The organism is Flavobacterium sp. 3HN19-14, assembly GCF_051373205.1.
Lineage (GTDB): Bacteria > Bacteroidota > Bacteroidia > Flavobacteriales > Flavobacteriaceae > Flavobacterium.
The window spans coordinates 1,390,555-1,408,522 of record NZ_JBPPZT010000001.1; the positions used below are offsets into that span (position 1 = coordinate 1,390,555).

The 17,968-nt window shown below is 39.8% G+C and carries 23 protein-coding genes and 10 pseudogenes; 32 read left to right on the forward strand and 1 reads right to left on the reverse strand.

Going from position 1 to position 17,968, the window contains the following annotated elements; translation table 11 throughout:
• Positions 1–106: 106 nt before the first annotated feature.
• Positions 107–1,744 (reverse strand): hypothetical protein, encoded by a 1,638-nt coding sequence (locus tag ACSLFW_RS07295; RefSeq protein WP_436555229.1) that lies wholly within the window; start codon positions 1,742–1,744, stop codon positions 107–109.
• A 356-nt stretch (positions 1,745–2,100) separates the two neighbouring features.
• Here ACSLFW_RS07295 and rpsL point away from each other — a divergent pair, with 356 nt between their 5' ends.
• From rpsL to rpsD, 32 genes and pseudogenes are all read left to right on the forward strand, one after another.
• Entirely contained in the window at positions 2,101–2,484 is a 384-nt protein-coding gene (gene rpsL, locus ACSLFW_RS07300; protein WP_007136570.1) for a 30S ribosomal protein S12, read from the forward strand.
• An 89-nt stretch (positions 2,485–2,573) separates the two neighbouring features.
• On the forward strand, positions 2,574–3,050 hold the full coding sequence (gene rpsG / locus ACSLFW_RS07305; protein WP_436555230.1) for a 30S ribosomal protein S7: 477 nt from the start codon (positions 2,574–2,576) through the stop codon (positions 3,048–3,050).
• A gap of 9 nt (positions 3,051–3,059) precedes the next feature.
• Positions 3,060–3,557 carry a GTP-binding protein gene (locus ACSLFW_RS07310; protein ID WP_436555231.1) on the forward strand — a complete coding sequence of 166 codons (498 nt, stop codon included), beginning with the start codon at positions 3,060–3,062 and terminating at the stop codon, positions 3,555–3,557.
• Complete coding sequence (locus ACSLFW_RS07315; protein WP_436555232.1) at positions 3,551–4,813, forward strand: elongation factor G; 1,263 nt, start codon at positions 3,551–3,553, stop codon at positions 4,811–4,813. Before ACSLFW_RS07310 ends, ACSLFW_RS07315 begins: the two co-directional genes overlap by 7 nt.
• A 16-nt stretch (positions 4,814–4,829) precedes the next feature.
• Positions 4,830–5,216, forward strand: coding sequence for a hypothetical protein (locus ACSLFW_RS07320; RefSeq protein WP_436555233.1), 387 nt, complete (start codon positions 4,830–4,832; stop codon positions 5,214–5,216).
• 11 nt (positions 5,217–5,227) lie between these two features.
• Positions 5,228–5,532, forward strand: a pseudogene (rpsJ, locus tag ACSLFW_RS07325) (30S ribosomal protein S10).
• Between the two features lie 292 nt (positions 5,533–5,824).
• A pseudogene (gene rplC, locus ACSLFW_RS07330) lies at positions 5,825–6,441 on the forward strand (50S ribosomal protein L3).
• Positions 6,441–7,070: a 50S ribosomal protein L4 gene (gene rplD / locus ACSLFW_RS07335; RefSeq protein ID WP_436557394.1), complete on the forward strand. Its 630-nt coding sequence runs from the start codon at positions 6,441–6,443 to the stop codon at positions 7,068–7,070. Before rplC ends, rplD begins: the two are co-directional and overlap by 1 nt.
• A 7-nt stretch (positions 7,071–7,077) precedes the next feature.
• Positions 7,078–7,370, forward strand: a pseudogene (rplW, locus tag ACSLFW_RS07340) (50S ribosomal protein L23).
• A 15-nt stretch (positions 7,371–7,385) separates the two neighbouring features.
• Entirely contained in the window at positions 7,386–8,210 is an 825-nt protein-coding gene (gene rplB / locus ACSLFW_RS07345; RefSeq protein WP_436555234.1) for a 50S ribosomal protein L2, read from the forward strand.
• 6 nt (positions 8,211–8,216) lie between these two features.
• Positions 8,217–8,495 carry a 30S ribosomal protein S19 gene (rpsS, locus tag ACSLFW_RS07350; RefSeq protein WP_436555235.1) on the forward strand — a complete coding sequence of 93 codons (279 nt, stop codon included), beginning with the start codon at positions 8,217–8,219 and terminating at the stop codon, positions 8,493–8,495.
• 6 nt (positions 8,496–8,501) lie between these two features.
• Positions 8,502–8,912: a 50S ribosomal protein L22 gene (gene rplV / locus ACSLFW_RS07355; protein ID WP_436555236.1), complete on the forward strand. Its 411-nt coding sequence runs from the start codon at positions 8,502–8,504 to the stop codon at positions 8,910–8,912.
• A gap of 5 nt (positions 8,913–8,917) precedes the next feature.
• Positions 8,918–9,681: pseudogene (gene rpsC / locus ACSLFW_RS07360) on the forward strand (30S ribosomal protein S3).
• Between the two features lie 22 nt (positions 9,682–9,703).
• A complete protein-coding gene (gene rplP / locus ACSLFW_RS07365) occupies positions 9,704–10,129 on the forward strand; it encodes a 50S ribosomal protein L16 (protein ID WP_436555237.1) in 426 nt (141 codons plus the stop codon).
• An 11-nt stretch (positions 10,130–10,140) separates the two neighbouring features.
• Positions 10,141–10,332, forward strand: coding sequence for a 50S ribosomal protein L29 (gene rpmC, locus ACSLFW_RS07370; protein WP_436555238.1), 192 nt, complete (start codon positions 10,141–10,143; stop codon positions 10,330–10,332).
• Between the two features lie 13 nt (positions 10,333–10,345).
• Positions 10,346–10,605: pseudogene (rpsQ, locus tag ACSLFW_RS07375) on the forward strand (30S ribosomal protein S17).
• Positions 10,606–10,607: 2 nt separating this feature from the next.
• Positions 10,608–10,975: pseudogene (gene rplN / locus ACSLFW_RS07380) on the forward strand (50S ribosomal protein L14).
• Positions 10,976–10,986: 11 nt separating this feature from the next.
• On the forward strand, positions 10,987–11,331 hold the full coding sequence (rplX, locus tag ACSLFW_RS07385) for a 50S ribosomal protein L24 (protein ID WP_436555239.1): 345 nt from the start codon (positions 10,987–10,989) through the stop codon (positions 11,329–11,331).
• Positions 11,273–11,824 carry a 50S ribosomal protein L5 gene (gene rplE / locus ACSLFW_RS07390; RefSeq protein ID WP_436555240.1) on the forward strand — a complete coding sequence of 184 codons (552 nt, stop codon included), beginning with the start codon at positions 11,273–11,275 and terminating at the stop codon, positions 11,822–11,824. Before rplX ends, rplE begins: the two co-directional genes overlap by 59 nt.
• A 3-nt stretch (positions 11,825–11,827) precedes the next feature.
• A pseudogene (gene rpsN / locus ACSLFW_RS07395) lies at positions 11,828–12,095 on the forward strand (30S ribosomal protein S14).
• Positions 12,096–12,254: 159 nt separating this feature from the next.
• A pseudogene (gene rpsH / locus ACSLFW_RS07400) lies at positions 12,255–12,651 on the forward strand (30S ribosomal protein S8).
• An 18-nt stretch (positions 12,652–12,669) separates the two neighbouring features.
• Positions 12,670–13,212 carry a 50S ribosomal protein L6 gene (rplF, locus tag ACSLFW_RS07405; protein ID WP_436555241.1) on the forward strand — a complete coding sequence of 181 codons (543 nt, stop codon included), beginning with the start codon at positions 12,670–12,672 and terminating at the stop codon, positions 13,210–13,212.
• Positions 13,213–13,227: 15 nt separating this feature from the next.
• Entirely contained in the window at positions 13,228–13,578 is a 351-nt protein-coding gene (gene rplR, locus ACSLFW_RS07410) for a 50S ribosomal protein L18 (RefSeq protein WP_436555242.1), read from the forward strand.
• 8 nt (positions 13,579–13,586) lie between these two features.
• Positions 13,587–14,105, forward strand: a complete 519-nt coding sequence (gene rpsE, locus ACSLFW_RS07415) for a 30S ribosomal protein S5 (RefSeq protein ID WP_436555243.1) — start codon at positions 13,587–13,589, stop codon at positions 14,103–14,105.
• 11 nt (positions 14,106–14,116) lie between these two features.
• The gene (rpmD, locus tag ACSLFW_RS07420; RefSeq protein WP_436555244.1) at positions 14,117–14,299 is read left to right on the forward strand and encodes a 50S ribosomal protein L30; all 183 of its coding nucleotides are present in this window, start codon (positions 14,117–14,119) and stop codon (positions 14,297–14,299) included.
• A 12-nt stretch (positions 14,300–14,311) separates the two neighbouring features.
• Positions 14,312–14,764, forward strand: coding sequence for a 50S ribosomal protein L15 (rplO, locus tag ACSLFW_RS07425; RefSeq protein WP_436555245.1), 453 nt, complete (start codon positions 14,312–14,314; stop codon positions 14,762–14,764).
• A gap of 11 nt (positions 14,765–14,775) precedes the next feature.
• Positions 14,776–16,136 (forward strand): annotated as a pseudogene (gene secY, locus ACSLFW_RS07430) (preprotein translocase subunit SecY).
• 3 nt (positions 16,137–16,139) lie between these two features.
• The gene (gene infA / locus ACSLFW_RS07435; RefSeq protein WP_007136545.1) at positions 16,140–16,355 is read left to right on the forward strand and encodes a translation initiation factor IF-1; all 216 of its coding nucleotides are present in this window, start codon (positions 16,140–16,142) and stop codon (positions 16,353–16,355) included.
• Positions 16,356–16,366: 11 nt separating this feature from the next.
• Entirely contained in the window at positions 16,367–16,483 is a 117-nt protein-coding gene (ykgO, locus tag ACSLFW_RS07440) for a type B 50S ribosomal protein L36 (RefSeq protein WP_084139925.1), read from the forward strand.
• Between the two features lie 2 nt (positions 16,484–16,485).
• Positions 16,486–16,860: a 30S ribosomal protein S13 gene (gene rpsM, locus ACSLFW_RS07445; protein ID WP_436555246.1), complete on the forward strand. Its 375-nt coding sequence runs from the start codon at positions 16,486–16,488 to the stop codon at positions 16,858–16,860.
• Between the two features lie 8 nt (positions 16,861–16,868).
• Positions 16,869–17,253: pseudogene (gene rpsK / locus ACSLFW_RS07450) on the forward strand (30S ribosomal protein S11).
• Positions 17,254–17,343: 90 nt separating this feature from the next.
• Positions 17,344–17,949 carry a 30S ribosomal protein S4 gene (rpsD, locus tag ACSLFW_RS07455; protein WP_436555247.1) on the forward strand — a complete coding sequence of 202 codons (606 nt, stop codon included), beginning with the start codon at positions 17,344–17,346 and terminating at the stop codon, positions 17,947–17,949.
• Positions 17,950–17,968 lie beyond the last annotated feature (19 nt).

Sequence of the window (17,968 nt, forward strand, 5' to 3'; positions counted from 1 at the left end):
TTTTTTTGGTTTCATATTAATTTGATTTAGTTATACCCAAAAGTCTTAATAATTCGTTAACATTCCAAATAATTGTTGATAAATCTTCAATGTTTAACGAAATTCTTTAAAAATTCGTCTTAAAACTAATATGAACAATAGAGTTTGAGAGTTTGATTTGCTGACGGTTAGCGCTTCCATTGGCATAAATCAGGTTGAGTAAACCATTTTTTGTTAAAATTCCGAATCCGACACCAATTCCGAGTAAATTGCCATTGGAATCACTCGTTTTGTCATCATAAAATCCGTAATCTAAAATGGTGTGAGCGTAAAGCGATGGCGTAATTTTATAGCGATATTCCGTCAAAAGCGAGGCAAATGCGTTCGCCTGCAGGCTGTTTTCATTAAACCCCCGGATCGAATTAATGCCGCCAAATCTGAACAACTCATTGATGATGTAATGACTGCTTTTGAGGTAATAATTCTGTGTCCTAAGATTGAAACTGCTCTTTTCACTTATAAAAATCGCATGTTTGATATCAAAATTCAGGAAATACTGGTTGTCAGAATCGAGTTTTGAATCACGTTTTCCAGTTCCGGCCTTTAAAATAATTCTGGTTTTCTCAGGAAAAAGAAAATCATCGGTGTTGAAATCAAGAAATTCAAAGTGCGAAGTGAGATAAGAATTCTTGAAATCGCTGATGCTTGATGAATTCTGGTTTTGGATATCGCTCGATTCAGTTGCCTGATATCCAAGATACAAACGCGTATTGTAATTGAAATAATAACCAACGTCGATTGCGGTTTTCGTGTTTTGGAAAGTACTGTCCTGCTTGAAAATATTGAGTGAAGTTTTAAGTCCGAATCGCGAACGGAAGACGTAAGGCAATTCCAATCCGACGTTGAAAGTCTTCTGGTCATTGCCGTCGCTTTTCCAGTACAACGTAAATTCTTCACCTGAATTTAGTGCATTCACAAGCAATAAATCCAAATAACCATTGAGTTTTACATTCGTATCCTCATCGTTTGAAAATCCTACAAAACCTTCGAATTTACTTGGCTTTGCTTTTTCTAAATAGACATAAACCTTCGTCGTGTCCTTTGTAAAAAGGATTTCAGGATATTTTGTCTGCCGCACAAAACGAAATTGCTCAAAATCATCGTGAATTTTCTTCAGGTTATCCTGATTGAAAACTTTATTCCGATACAGTCTTTTGATGTTCGCTTTGTGGCCTTCTGGAAATTTGTCATAACCATTAATGACTATATCGTTAACCTGTCGTTTTTGCCCAAGGTCGAGTTTGAGTTCCGCATAAAGCGAATTTCTCATCTTCCGGAAATTGAAAAGCTGCAGTTTTGCCAATGAATACCCTTTTCGTTCCAATTCACTCAAAGTGCCGTTAAGGAAATTTTCCGTTTCCGCGAAAGCGATTTCCAAAGTGTCTTTTTTGAAATTAAGAATTCCGGCAGTTTTCGATTTTACATTTTCTCCTATATATATATGAATAGATTTTGTTTTGCTGCCAATCGAAATGATGGTCGAAAAAAGTGTGTCGTTTATTTTTTCGCTGGCGCGGATTTCATTTTCGATAAAACCAAGCCGCGTTAGTTTTTCGGACAAATTAGAAGTTTCGGTTTGGATTGATTTCAAATCCGGATGAACCGGGTTGTACGAAATCGAATCGATGATTTTGGTTTCCTTTTCAGAATTACCGCTGATTTTCAGGTACAATTGCTGCGCCGATATTTCGGAACAGGCCATCATCAAAAAAATCAGGGAAAGAAAATGTTTCAACGGAATTATAATTTCGATAAAAATAACGCAAAAAAGCGCGGAATCATATAGACTATGGAAATTTTGACCGCTTCGCTGAAAGACCGCTTCACTGAAAGATGCAAGAGCGCTGCGCTGCAAGACAAAAAGGATAGAAAAGCCACTTTTATAACACAATGCTGTTGTCTTTCTTCTTGCAGCGCAGCGGTCGTGTGTCTTTCTCTTTCCGGCGGACGGTCTTTCTTGAAAATTAATCAATTATGATTTGTTTCATTAAAAATAATCACTACATTTGCAACCCCGTAAAAAGCGGGAATTTTATATTTTAGTAATTTTTAGTATTAATTATGCCAACAATTCAACAATTAGTAAGAACTGGAAGAACTCAGATAACTAAGAAGAGTAAATCGGTTGCTTTAGATTCTTGTCCTCAAAGAAGAGGTGTTTGTACGCGTGTTTACACTACAACTCCAAAAAAACCAAACTCTGCGATGCGTAAAGTAGCGCGTGTACGTTTGACCAATGGAAATGAAGTAAATGCTTACATCCCTGGTGAAGGACATAATCTGCAAGAGCACTCGATAGTATTAGTTAGGGGTGGAAGGGTTAAAGATTTACCGGGAGTTAGATACCACATCGTTCGTGGTGCGCTTGATACATCAGGTGTAGCTGGAAGAACGCAAAGAAGATCTAAATACGGTGCTAAACGCCCTAAAGAAGCAAAAAAGTAAATTTTTAAACAGTCGAAAGTGACAAGCCGAAAGTCGAAAGAAACATCTTTAGACTTTAGACTTTAGACTTTGGACTAAAACTTTAAGACATGAGAAAAAGAGCGGCCAAAAAAAGACCCCTTTTACCAGATCCGAGGTTTAACGACCAACTGGTAACCCGTTTTGTGAACAACTTAATGTGGGACGGAAAGAAATCAACAGCTTTTAAAGTATTCTATGATGCCATTGACATCATCGAAACTAAAAAGCAAGATGCAGAAAAATCTTCATTAGAATTGTGGAAAGATGCATTGACCAACGTTATGCCGCACGTAGAAGTACGTAGCCGTCGTGTTGGTGGAGCTACATTCCAGATTCCGATGCAAATCAGACCAGACCGTAAAATTTCTATGGCGATGAAATGGATGATCCTTTACGCGCGTAGAAGAAATGAGAAATCTATGGCTCAGAAACTTGCTTCTGAAATCTTGGCTGCGGCTAAAGAAGAAGGTGCAGCAGTTAAAAAGAGAATGGATACTCACAAAATGGCTGAAGCAAATAAAGCATTCTCTCACTTTAGATTTTAATCATAAGAAATGGCAAGAGATTTAAAATACACAAGAAATATTGGAATTGCAGCTCACATTGATGCCGGTAAAACGACAACTACTGAGCGTATCCTTTTTTATACCGGAAAATCACACAAAATTGGTGAAGTGCACGATGGTGCTGCAACAATGGACTGGATGGCGCAGGAGCAGGAGCGTGGTATTACCATTACTTCGGCGGCTACGACATGTGAGTGGAATTTCCCGACCGAGCAGGGTAAACTGACTCCTGAGAGTCTTCCTTACCACTTTAATATTATCGATACCCCGGGACACGTGGATTTTACCGTAGAGGTAAACCGTTCACTTCGTGTGTTGGATGGTCTTGTTTTCCTGTTTTCTGCAGTTGATGGTGTTGAACCACAATCAGAAACCAACTGGAGACTTGCGGATCAATACCGTGTACCACGTATGGGATTCGTTAATAAAATGACCGTCAAGGTTCAAACTTCCTTGGAGTTTGCCAACAGGTTCGTGACATGTTGAAATCAAACGCTGTAGCGATTACGTTGCCAATCGGTGATGAAATCGACTTTAAAGGTGTGGTTGACTTGGTGAAGAATCAGGCTATCGTATGGCATGATGCAACGCAAGGTGCTACATTCGATATCGTGCCGATTCCTGAGGATATGGTTGACGAAGTAAAAGAATACAGAGACATCCTTATCGAAGCAGTAGCTGATTACGATGAGAATCTTCTTGACAAATACATGGAAGATCCGGATTCAATCACTGAAGAGGAAATCAACAACGCATTGCGCGCTGCTACTATGGACATGGCTATCATCCCGATGATCGCTGGTTCTTCTTTCAAAAACAAAGGAGTTCAGTTCATGCTAGATGCGGTTTGTAAATATTTGCCTTCTCCGTTAGATAAAGAAGGTATCCAAGGGATTCACCCTGACGATGCTGATTTATTGGAAGAAGACCAAACTAAAATCTTACGTCGTCCGGATGTAAAAGAGCCTTTCGCGGCTTTGGCATTTAAGATTGCTACTGACCCATTCGTAGGTCGTCTTGCTTTCTTCCGTGCTTATTCAGGGCGTTTGGATGCAGGTTCTTACATCTTGAACACACGTTCAGGTAACAAAGAGCGTATTTCTAGGATTTATCAGATGCACGCCAACAAACAAAACCCAATCGAGTACATCGAGGCTGGTGATATTGGTGCGGCTGTTGGATTTAAGGATATCAAAACTGGTGACACCATGTGTGACGAGAAACATCCTATCATCCTTGAGTCGATGAAATTCCCTGCGCCGGTAATTGGTATCGCTATCGAGCCAAAAACTAAAGCAGACGTTGATAAAATGGGTATGGCTTTGGCTAAATTGGCTGAAGAAGATCCAACATTTACAGTGCGTACAGACGAAGCTTCAGGACAGACTATTATTTCTGGTATGGGTGAGCTTCACTTGGATATCCTTGTGGATCGTATGAAACGTGAATTCAAAGTTGAAGTTAACCAAGGTGAGCCTCAGGTTGAGTACAAAGAAGCTTTCACAAAATCTGCACAACACAGAGAGACTTACAAGAAACAATCGGGTGGTCGTGGTAAATTCGGTGACATCGTTTTCCGTTTAGAGCCTGCTGACGAAGTTGACGGTAAAGTTCCTGTAGGATTGCAGTTTGTTAACGAGGTAAAAGGTGGTAACGTTCCTAAAGAATATATCCCATCTGTTGAGAAAGGTTTCCGCGAAGCGATGAAACAAGAGGCCTCTTGCAGGTTACCAGGTAGATAGCTTGAAAGTAACTTTATTGGACGGATCTTTCCATCCTGTGGATTCTGATGCGCTTTCTTTCGAATTGGCTGCTAAAATGGGTTACAAAGAAGTAGCTAAAGCTGCAGGAGCAATCGTTTTGGAGCCGATCATGAAAATGGAAGTTATCACTCCGGAAGAGAACATGGGAGATATCGTAGGTGATATCAACCGTCGTCGTGGACAGGTGAATGACATGGGTGACAGAAACGGTGCAAAAACCATCAAAGCTGATGTGCCATTGTCTGAAATGTTCGGTTATGTAACAACATTGAGAACATTGTCTTCAGGTCGTGCAACTTCTACAATGGAGTTTTCGCACTACGCTGAAACGCCTTCTAACATTTCGGAAGCTGTAATCAAAAAAGCAAAAGGTAACGCTTAATTCTTAAGAAAATGAGTCAAAAAATCAGAATAAAATTGAAATCTTACGATCACATGTTGGTTGACAAATCTTCTGAGAAGATCGTAAAAACTGTAAAAAGTACAGGCGCTGTAGTTACCGTTCAATTCCGTTGCCTACGCACAAAAAGATTTTCACTGTATTGCGTTCTCCGCACGTAAACAAAAAATCAAGAGAGCAATTTGAGGTAATGTCATACAAGAGATTGATCGACATTTACTCATCGTCTTCAAAAACCATCGACGCTTTAATGAAATTAGAGTTGCCAAGCGGTGTTGAAGTAGAGATCAAAGTATAAGTATCTTATCACTTTATAACTAAATCCGTCGGGTTTTCCGGCGGATTTTTTTTGTTTTTACCCGATTTATTTGTGCTGATAAATCGCTGTTTTGATTGGGTTGAAACTGAATAAATTAGATTTAAAAGTTGTGGTTTTTTGATCATTTTTTCCTTTTCAGAAAAAGTTTATAAAATTTCTTAAAAAAAGGATAATCAATTGTTTGCATAACAAAATAAAAATCTTACTTTTGCACGCTCGAATGGGAATAGTATGCGCTATTCTCAAATTAATAATTTATAAATAATTTTATATGTCTGGGTTAATTGGCAGAAAAATCGGCATGACCAGCATCTTCGACGAGAACGGGAAAAACATCCCTTGTACCGTAATCGAGGGCTGAGCAGATGCGTAGTTACCCAAGTCAGAACCAATGAGGTCGACGGGTACGAAGCGTTGCAACTTGGTTTCGATGACAAAAACGAGAAACATTCCACTCAAGCGGCCGTTGGTCACTTTAAAAAGGCTGGAACTGTAGCTAAGAAAAAAGTCGTTGAATTCCAATTTGAAAACGAGTACAAATTAGGTGAAGTATTAACAGTTGATGTTTTTGCTGAAGGCGAATTTGTAGATGTTCAGGGTGTATCAAAAGGAAAAGGTTTCCAGGGTGTTGTTAAGCGTCACGGTTTTGGTGGTGTCGGACAAGCTACTCACGGACAACACAACCGTTTGAGAGCGCCGGGATCGGTAGGAGCTTCATCTTATCCTTCACGTGTATTCAAAGGAATGCGCATGGCAGGAAGAATGGGTGGAGACAATGTAAAAGTGCAAAATCTAAGAGTTTTGAAAGTGGTTTCTGATAAGAACCTGCTTTTGGTTAAAGGATGTGTTCCTGGTTGCAAAAACTCTTACGTAATCATTCAGAAGTAATGGAAGTAAAAGTATTAAATATCCAGGGAAAAGAAACTGGCAGAACAGTTCAGCTGTCTGATTCAGTTTTCGGTATCGAGCCAAACAAGCACGCTGTTTACCTTGACGTAAAACAGTATTTGGCCAACCAGAGACAAGGTACGCACAAAGCGAAAGAAAGGGCAGAAGTTACAGGTTCTACCCGTAAAATCAAGAAACAAAAAGGTACAGGTACGGCTCGTGCGGGATCTGTGAAAAACCCATTGTTCAAAGGCGGAGGTACTGTATTTGGTCTGCGTCCGAGAAGCTATTCTTTCAAATTGAATAAAAACCTAAAGCGTTTAGCGAGAAAATCTGCGTTGACTTTGAAAGCGCAGGAATCAAATTTAGTAGTGTTGGAAGACTTCAATTTTGAAACACCAAACACCAAAAATTTCATTAACGTATTGAAAGCTTTAGGGTTAGAAAACAAAAAATCTTTATTCGTGTTGGGCGATACAAATAAAAATGTATATTTGTCGTCACGCAATTTAAAGGCTTCAAGCGTTGTAACTTCTTCAGAATTAAGCACTTACTCAATTCTACATGCGAATAATGTAGTGCTTCTTGAAGGATCTTTAGAAGGAATTGAAGATAATTTAAGCAAATAATTAAGATATGAGCATTATAGTTAAGCCCATAGTAACTGAAAAAGTAACCAAAGAAAGTGAAGTTTCTAACCGTTTCGGATTCGTTGTTGACAAAAAGGCAAACAAAGTACAAATTAAGAAAGCTGTTGAAGCTGCTTACGGAGTAACGATTGTTGCTGTTAACACAATGAATGTACGTTCCGGAACAGAACTACCAAATACACTAAAAGTGGTTTGATCAGTGGAAAGTCGAATGCTTACAAAAAAGCAATCGTACAAGTACAAGAAGGAGAAACAATAGATTTTTACAATAATATTTAACAATAAGGCAGCATTATGTCAGTTAGAAAATTAAAACCTATTACCCCGGGTCAGCGATTTAGAGTTGTGAATAGTTTTGACGCTATTACAACTGATAAGCCGGAACGCTCTTTGTTAGCGCCGATAAAAAACTCAGGAGGTAGAAATAGTCAAGGAAAGATGACCATGCGTTATACGGGTGGTGGTCACAAGCAGCGTTATCGTATGATTGATTTCAAAAGAACTAAAGACGGAATTCCGGCTACAGTGAAATCAATCGAATACGATCCGAACAGAACTGCTTTTATCGCTTTATTAGCTTATGCTGATGGTGAGAAAACTTATGTTATTGCCCAAAACGGATTGAAAGTGGGTCAGAAATTAGTTTCTGGTGCTGACTCTCAGCCTGAAATCGGAAATACATTGCCCCTAAGTAAAATTCCTTTGGGAACTGTAATCTCTTGTATCGAGTTACGTCCGGGTCAGGGAGCAGTTATTGCTCGTTCTGCCGGTACTTTCGCTCAGTTAATGGCAAGAGACGGAAAATATGCAACGATCAAAATGCCGTCAGGTGAAACAAGATTGATCTTGTTGACTTGTTCAGCAACTATCGGAGCGGTTTCCAATTCAGACCACCAATTGGTTGTATCTGGTAAAGCAGGTAGAACAAGATGGTTAGGAAGACGACCAAGAACAAGACCGGTAGCGATGAACCCTGTCGATCACCCGATGGGTGGTGGTGAAGGACGTTCTTCAGGAGGTCATCCACGTTCAAGAAAAGGTTTGCCGGCGAAAGGTTACAGAACCCGTGCAAAACAGAACCCGAGCAACAAGTATATTGTAGAACGTAGAAAGAAATAATAAGATATGGCACGTTCATTAAAAAACGGACCTTTCGTTCACTATAAGTTAGACAAGAAAGTTCAGGAGAATATTGAAAAAGGAAACAAAGGAGTTGTTAAGACATGGTCGCGCGCTTCTATGATCACTCCTGACTTCGTTGGTCAAACTATCGCAGTTCACAATGGTCGTCAGTTCGTACCGGTTTACGTAACAGAAAACATGGTAGGTCACAAATTAGGAGAGTTTTCACCAACAAGATCTTTTAGAGGTCACGCTGGAGCAAAAAATAAAGGTAAAAAATAAGAAGCAATGGGAGTTCGTAAAAGAGAAAGAGCCGAAGGCATCAAAGAAGCTAACAAGCAGATTGCTTTCGCAAAGTTGAATAACTGCCCTACTTCACCTAGAAAAATGCGCTTAGTAGCTGACTTGGTAAGAGGACAGAAAGTTGAAAGAGCGTTGAACATCTTAAGGTTCAGCACTAAAGAAGCTTCACGCAAATTAGAAAAACTGTTATTATCTGCCATCAACAACTGGGAGCAGAAAAATGCAGACGGAAATGTTGCAGAAGCAGGCTTATTCGTAAAAACAATCACTGTTGACGGTGGAATGATGTTGAAAAGACTTCGTCCGGCGCCACAGGGAAGAGCACACAGAATTAGAAAACGTTCAAACCACGTGACAATCGTGTTAGGAGCTAATGATAACACACAAGCAAATTAATTAAGATGGGACAAAAGACAAATCCGATTGGAAACAGACTTGGGATCATCAGAGGTTGGGATTCTAACTGGTATGGTGGAAATGATTACGGTGACAAAATCGCCGAAGATTATAAAATCAGAAAGTACATCCACGCCCGTTTATCAAAAGCTAGTGTATCAAAAGTAATCATCGAGAGAACTTTGAAACTTGTAACCGTTACTATCACTACTGCAAGACCAGGTATCATTATCGGGAAAGGCGGACAAGAGGTAGACAAGTTGAAAGAAGAACTTAAGAAAGTTACTGACAAAGAGGTTCAAATCAACATCTTTGAAATTAAAAGACCTGAATTGGATGCTTATCTAGTTGCGACTAGCATCGCCCGTCAGATCGAAAGCCGTATTTCTTACAGAAGAGCAATTAAAATGGCTATTGCTGCCTCTATGCGTATGAACGCTGAAGGTATCAAAGTTTTAATCTCCGGTCGTTTGAATGGTGCTGAGATGGCGCGTTCAGAAGGTTTCAAAGAAGGGCGTATTCCTCTATCAACTTTCAGAGCCGATATTGACTATGCTTTGGCTGAGGCACACACGACTTACGGTCGTATGGGTATCAAAGTATGGATCATGAAAGGTGAAGTTTACGGAAAGAGAGATCTTCTCCACTTGTAGGCATGGACAAAAAACAAGCCGGTCAAGGTGGTGGTAAAGGTGGAGATGCTCCAAGAGGAGATCGCAAGCCTTTCAACAAGGACAGAAAACCTGGTGGAGACCGTAAAAGAAAGTAAATTTTTTAAAAAGTAAAGAAAAATGTTACAGCCTAAAAGAACAAAATACCGCAAGGTACAGAAAGGTAGAATGAAAGGAAATGCCAACAGAGGACATGAACTTTCAAACGGAATGTTCGGAATCAAATCTGTACACGAAGATGGAATGTTCCTTACTTCACGTCAAATCGAGGCTGCGCGTATCGCTGCAACCCGTTACATGAAGAGGGAAGGTCAATTATGGATCAAAATTTTCCCGGATAAGCCTATCACCAAAAAACCTCTTGAGGTGCGTATGGGTAAAGGTAAAGGAGCCGTTGAATATTGGGCTGCTGTTGTTAAACCAGGAAGAATCATGTTTGAGGTAGGTGGCGTGCCACTATCTGTTGCAAAAGAAGCTTTGCGTCTTGCTGCCCAGAAATTACCGGTAAAAACCAAATTCATCGTCGCTAGAGATTTCGAAGCATAATTTATAGTATTATGAAACAAAAAGAAATTAAAGATCTTTCTGTAGCTGAGTTGCAGGAGAAATTAAGTCAAAGCAAAAAAGCTTATGCCGATCTGAAAATGGCTCACGCTATTTCTCCAATCGAGAATCCGCTTCAGATCAGAACCGCAAGAAGAGCAGTTGCAAGACTGGCTACTGAAATAAGCAAAAGAGCGCAACAATAATTCTGCTACTAAAATGGAAGATAAAAGAAATTTAAGAAAAGAAAGAATTGGTGTGGTTACTTCTAACAAGATGGACAAGTCTATCGTTGTTTCTGAAGAAGAAGAGTAAAACACCCGTTATACGGTAAGTTCGTGTTGAAAACTAAGAAATATGTTGCACACGACGAAACAAACGACTGTAACATTGGCGATACGGTAAGGATCCACGAAACGCGTCCTTTGAGTAAAACCAAATGTTGGAGACTAGTTGAAATCTTAGAAAGAGCTAAATAATTATGGTACAACAGGAATCAAGACTAAAAGTAGCAGATAACACGGGAGCAAAAGAAGTTTTAACTATCCGTGTTTTAGGAGGTACCAAAAGAAGGTATGCCTCTGTTGGAGACAAGATTGTAGTTTCTATCAAAGATGCAACTCCGAACGGTAACGTAAAAAAAGGAGCTGTTTCAACTGCAGTAGTTGTACGTACCAAAAAGAAGTGAGAAGAGCCGATGGTTCTTACATCCGTTTCGACGACAATGCTTGTGTTCTTTTGAATGCGGCCGGCGAAATGAGAGGAACTCGTGTTTTTGGTCAGGTAGCGAGAGAATTGCGTGAAAAACAATTCATGAAAATTGTATCATTAGCGCCTGAGGTGCTTTAATTTATTTTAAGATGATAAAGCTAAAGATAAAATCTGGCGACACCGTGAAAGTAATTGCTGGTGACCATAAAGGTACAACAGGAAAAGTGACACGTGTTTACAAAGAGAAAAACAAAGCGATCGTTGAAGGCGTGAACATGGTATCGAAACACACGAAACCAAGTGCTAAAAACCCACAAGGCGGTATCGTTAAGAAGGAAGCTCCAATCCATATCTCCAACCTTTCTTTGGTTGAAGGTAATGCACCAGCAAAGGGCGGAGCTAAGAAAGAGTCAAAAAAGCTAAAGCATAATAGTCATGGCATATACACCAAGATTAAAACAAGAGTACAAAGACCGCGTTGTGTCTGCTCTTAAAGAAGAATTCGGTTATAAAAACGTAATGCAGGTTCCAAAATTGGAGAAAATCGTTTTAAGCCGTGGCGTCGGTGCAGCAGTATCTGATAAGAAACTGATCGATTATGCAGTAGACGAAATGACCAAAATCACCGGACAGAAAGCAGTTTCTACGATCTCTAAAAAAGACGTTGCGTCTTTCAAATTGAGAAAAGGAATGCCAATCGGAGCAAAGGTAACTTTGCGTGGTGAGAGAATGTACGAGTTCCTTGACAGATTGATTACTTCTGCATTGCCACGTGTTCGTGACTTCAGCGGAATCAAAGCTACAGGATTTGACGGAAGAGGAAACTACAACTTAGGAGTACTTGAGCAAATCATCTTCCCGGAAATCGACATCGATAAAGTGAATAAAATTTCTGGTATGGACATTACTTTTGTGACCACTGCTAAAACAGACAAGGAAGCAAAATCGTTATTGGCTGAACTAGGTTTACCTTTTAAAAAGAACTAAGACATGGCTAAAGAATCAATGAAAGCCCGTGAGGTGAAAGAGAGAAAACGGTTGCAAAATATGCTGAGAAAAGAAAAGCATTATTAGAAGCCGGCGATTACGAAGGTTTGCAAAAGCTTCCGAAAATGCTTCTCCGGTTCGTATGCACAACCGTTGCAAACTCACAGGAAGACCAAGAGGTTATATGCGTCAGTTCGGAATCTCACGTGTGACTTTCCGCGAAATGGCCAATAGCGGATTAATTCCGGGTGTAAAAAAAGCCAGCTGGTAAAATATTTTTTTACCATTTTGATATTTCAACAGATAGTTGTAAGTTTGCACGCTTTTAACGGGCAACTTACGACTGTCTGTTAAAATTATAATAGAATTTTAATGGTTTCAGGTTCAACCGGATGGTCCGGAAGAATACCAAAACCGCAATTTAATAAATATGTACACAGATCCAATTGCGGATTATTTGACAAGGGTAAGAAACGCCGTGGCTGCAAACCACAAGGTTGTTGAAATCCCTGCTTCTAATCTGAAAAAGAGATTACCAAGATCTTATTTGATCAGGGTTATATCTTGAGCTACAAATTTGAGGATAACTCTGTTCAGGGTTCCATCAAAATTGCTTTGAAGTATGATAAAGATACTAAGGAGCCAGTTATCAAAGATATCCAAAGAATTAGCAAACCAGGTTACGTAAGTATGCAGGTGCTTCTAACCTACCAAGAATCCTTAACGGATTAGGAATTGCAATCGTTTCAACTTCTAAAGGCCTTATGACCGGAAAACAAGCGAAACAATTGAATGTTGGTGGTGAAGTAATTTGTTACGTATACTAACTAAAAAGAGTAGAAGAGATGTCAAGAATAGGTAAAAACCCAGTGACTGTTCCGGCAGGTGTTACTATTTCAGTAGCCGACGGAATCATCACTGTCAAAGGAAAAAAAGGTCAGCTTACACAGGAATATTCAGATGTTACTGTAACAGTTGAAGGTGATCAGGTTCAGGTTGAAAGATCATCTGATCAAAAAGATCAAAGAGCAAAACACGGCTTGTACAGAGCTTTAATCAACAACATGATTGTTGGCGTGTCTGAAGGTTTTACAAAAGAATTAGAATTAGTAGGTGTAGGTTACAGAGCTTCAAACCAAGGTCAGAAATTAGATTTGGCTTTAGGTTTTTCTCACAACATCATCATCGACGTAGCTCCAGAAGTTACCGTTGAAACTATCTCTGAAAAAGGTAAAAACCCAATCGTAAAATTAACTTCTTTCGACAAGCAGCTTTTAGGAGCGGTTGCAGCGAAAATCCGCGGTTTCCGTCGTCCTGAGCCTTACAAAGGAAAAGGAGTTAAGTTCGTAGGTGAAGTATTAAGAAGAAAAGCCGGTAAATCCGCTTAATAAAAGATAAAGATTATGTCATTAACAAAATCTGAGAGAAGACAGAGAATTAAATTCAGAATCAGAAAAATCGTTAGCGGTACTGCTGCTAAACCAAGATTGTCTGTATTCAGAAGTAATAAAGAAATCTACGCACAACTTATCGATGATGTGAACGGAGTAACTTTATTGGCTGCATCTTCAAGAGAAAAAGAAGTAAGCAGAGGCACAAACGTTGAGACAGCAGCCGCAGTTGGAAAACTGGTTGCAGAGAAAGCGTTAAAGGCTGGAATTGATACAGTAACCTTCGACAGAGGAGGCTACTTATACCATGGACGTATTCAATCATTAGCAGAAGGCGCAAGAACCGCTGGGCTTAAATTCTAATTATATTTATGAAAAATAGAAATATAGAAGCAGTAAAACCAAGCGGATTGGAACTTAAAGACCGTCTGGTAAGTGTAAATCGTGTAACCAAAGTTACAAAAGGAGGTCGTGCATTCGGTTTCTCTGCAATTGTAGTGGTAGGCGACGAGAATGGTGTGGTAGGACATGGTTTAGGAAAATCAAAAGACGTTTCTGAAGCAATCGCTAAAGCGGTGGAAGATGCTAAGAAAAACCTAGTGAAAATTCCACTAAGCGGCCAGTCTGTTCCTCACGAGCAAAAAGGTAAATTTGGCGGAGCACGTGTATTCTTAATGCCTGCATCTCATGGTACAGGAGTTATTGCTGGTGGAGCCGTTCGTTCGGTTCTTGAATCAGTTGGAATCCACGACGTATTGTCAAAATCCCAAGGGTCTTCCAACCCGCACAACGTGGTAAAAGCAACATTCGATGCTTTATTGCAAATGAGAAGCGCACACACTGTTGCAAAACAAAGAGGCGTATCTTTAGAGAAAGTTTTTAAAGGATAATTTCAGGAAATATGACAAAGTTAAGAGTAAAACAAGTTAGAAGCAAAATCAACTGTCCGCTTACACAAAAAAGAGGACTTGAAGCTTTAGGCCTTCGTAAAATGGGCCAGGTTGTGGAGCATGAGTCAAATCCTGCCATCCTTGGAATGATAAACAAAGTTAAACACTTAGTTTCCGTTGAGGAAGTTAAATAACAATTTATAGTGATGAATTTAAGTAACTTACAACCAGCTGAAGGTTCTACGCACAATCAGAATAAGAGATTGGGCCGTGGTGAAGGTTCCGGTAAAGGTGGTACTTCTGCAAGAGGACACAAAGGAGCGAAATCACGTTCAGGTTATTCTAAAAAGATTGGTTTTGAAGGAGGTCAGATGCCACTTCAAAGACGTGTGCCTAAGTTTGGTTTCACTAACATCAACCGTAAGGAATACGAAGGTGTTAATTTGGATACCATTCAGGCTTTAGTTGACAACGGAATTGTAACTGACACTGTTGATATGACAGTATTCGTTGCAAATCGTTTGGCTACGAAAAACGAAATCGTTAAGATTTTGGGTCGTGGTGAACTAAAAGCTAAATTAAAGGTAACTGCTCACAAATTTACTGCTACTGCAAAAGCGGCTATCGAAGCTGCAGGTGGTGAAGCTGTAACTATATAATTTCTATCAAGATGAAGAAATTTTTTGAATCATTTGTCAATGTCTTTAAAATTGAAGAACTAAGAAACAAGATCTTATTCACTTTAGGATTGCTTTTAGTTTACCGATTCGGCGCACACGTTACGCTGCCAGGTATTGACGCGACACAATTACAAAGTTTAGCAGGACAGACTAAAAGTGGTATTGGTTCGATTCTCGATATGTTTACCGGAGGTGCTTTCTCGAAAGCCTCCGTGTTTGCATTGGGTATCATGCCTTACATCTCTGCTTCGATTGTAGTTCAGTTGATGGGAATCGCGATTCCGTATCTTCAGAAATTACAAAAAGACGGGGAAAGCGGCAGAAAGAAAATCAACCAGATCACGCGTTGGCTGACTATTGGAATTACATTGGTGCAAGTACCTGGTTATATCTATAACCTGTATTCTACCATACCAAATGCAATCATTTCTTCTACGCACCCTGAATTGATCTCTCAATCGGCGTTTTTGATTAGCTCTGTAATCGTTCTGGTTACCGGTACAATCTTCGCCATGTGGTTAGGAGAAAAAATTACTGACAAAGGAATTGGCAACGGTATCTCCCTATTGATTATGGTGGGTATCTTGGCCAGAATGCCTCAGGCGTTCATCCAGGAAATTGCTTCAACTATTACTAACAATAACGGCTGGACCAAATGAAATTGGTTATCGAAATCATTGTTTGGTTGTTAGTAATCATTGCCTGCGTATTGCTTGTAATGGCGGTAAGAAGAATTCCGGTACAGTATGCAAGAAGAACCGTTTCAGGTGAATTCGAACAAGATGCCCTTGGAGGTAACAGACAATTTATTCCGTTGAAGCTTAATGCTTCAGGTGTAATGCCGATTATCTTCGCACAGGCCATCATGTTCATCCCGGCTGCTTTGGCAGGTCTGAACAAAGAATCAGAAACAGCACAGTCTGTAGCTGCAGCTTTCAAAGACATCTTCGGATTCTGGTACTGCCTGGTATTTGCATTATTGATTATTATTTTCACGTATTTCTATACGGCCATCACGGTTCCTACGAACAAAATGGCAGACGATCTTAAAAGAAGCGGTGGCTTCATCCCGGGCATCCGTCCAGGGGTTGAAACTTCTGACTACTTAGACAAAATCATGTCTCTGATCACGTTCCCTGGCTCATTATTCCTGGCGCTGATTGCTGTGTTCCCAGCGATTGTCGTAAGTCTTGGTGTGCAACAATCTTGGGCAATGTTCTTCGGAGGGACTTCTTTGATAATTATGGTTGGTGTTGCCATCGATACGATCCAGCAAATCAATTCTTACTTATTGAACAAGCATTATGATGGCTTGATGAAGAGCGGTAAAAACAGAAAAGCGGTAGCTTAATTTATGGCGAAACAATCAGCAATAGAACAAGACGGATCCATCATTGAAGCATTATCCAATGCGATGTTCCGTGTAGAGTTGGAAAACGGACATATTGTAATTGCACATATTTCAGGAAAAATGAGAATGCACTACATCAAGCTTTTGCCTGGTGATAAAGTGAAACTGGAAATGAGTCCTTACGATTTGTCAAAAGCAAGAATTACTTATAGATATTAATTGATATTACAATGAAAGTAAGAGCATCAGTAAAGAAAAGAAGTGCCGAGTGCGTTATCGTGCGTAGAAAAGGCAGGTTGTATGTAATCAACAAAAAGAATCCTAGATTTAAACAAAGACAAGGATAATTATGGCAAGAATAGCAGGGGTAGACATCCCGAAAAACAAAAGAGGAGTTATCGCTTTGACCTATATCTTCGGAATTGGTAAAAGCCGTGCAAGCGAAATATTGGCCAAAGCCAACGTAAGCGAAGATATCAAAGTTCAGGACTGGAATGACGATCAGATTGGAGCAATCCGTGATGCTGTGTCTTATTTCAAGATTGAAGGTGAATTGCGTTCTGAAGTTTCTTTGAACATCAAACGTTTGATGGACATCGGATGTTACAGAGGTATCCGTCACAGAGCGGGTCTTCCGTTACGTGGTCAAAGAACCAAAAACAACTCGAGAACCAGAAAAGGTAAACGTAAAACTGTTGCAAACAAGAAAAAAGCAACTAAATAATAAATAATATGGCAAAAGCTACAGCAAAAAAACGTAAAGTTATCGTTGAGTCTACAGGTGAAGCTCATATTAGTGCGACTTTCAATAACATCATCATTTCTTTGACCAACAAAAAAGGTGAAGTTATCTCTTGGTCTTCAGCAGGTAAAATGGGTTTCAGAGGTTCTAAAAAGAACACTCCGTATGCAGCCCAGATGGCAGCAGAAGATTGCAGCAAAGTGGCGTTAGAGGCTGGATTGAAGAAAGTGAAAGTTTATGTAAAAGGAACGAGGAAACGGGCGTGAGTCTGCCATCCGTTCTTTGCATAACGGCGGAATCGAAGTAACAGAGATCATCGATGTTACTCCAATGCCGCACAACGGATGTCGTCCTCCAAAAAGACGTAGAGTTTAATTTTTTTTATATTAAGTATAACCGGGAACAGCATTCAGATTATCGAAGGATTTGACCTGAATTCATAATCGCTGGCCAAAACAATTTAAAATGGCAAGATCTACTGGTCCAAAAACAAGAATCGCCCGTAAATTCGGTGAAGCGATCTTCGGAGACGACAAAGCCTTCGAAAAAAGAAATTACCCACCCGGACAACACGGGATGGCTAAAAAAAGAGGTAAAAAATCAGAGTACGCAGTACAATTGATGGAAAAGCAAAAAGCAAAATACTCTTACGGTATCTTGGAAAAGCAATTCCGCAACCTTTTTGAAAAAGCCGCTGCTTCTAAAGGTGTAACAGGTGAAATCCTTTTGCAATTATGCGAAGCAAGATTAGACAACGTAGTATTCAGAATGGGCATCGCTCCATCCCGTCGTGCTGCACGTCAAATCGTTTCTCACAGACACATCACTGTTAACGGTGAATTGGTAAACATCCCATCTTATCACCTTAAACCAGGCGATAAAGTTGCTGTTCGTGAAAAATCTAAATCTGTTGAAGCTATTGAGCGTTCTTTGTCTAATTCTTCTCACGTTTACGAGTGGATTACATGGAACAATGACCTGAAAGAAGGTACGTTCGTTAGTGTTCCTGCAAGACTACAAATTCCAGAAAACATTAAAGAACAATTGATCGTCGAATTGTACAACAAATAATAATTGACTTAGTCGAAAT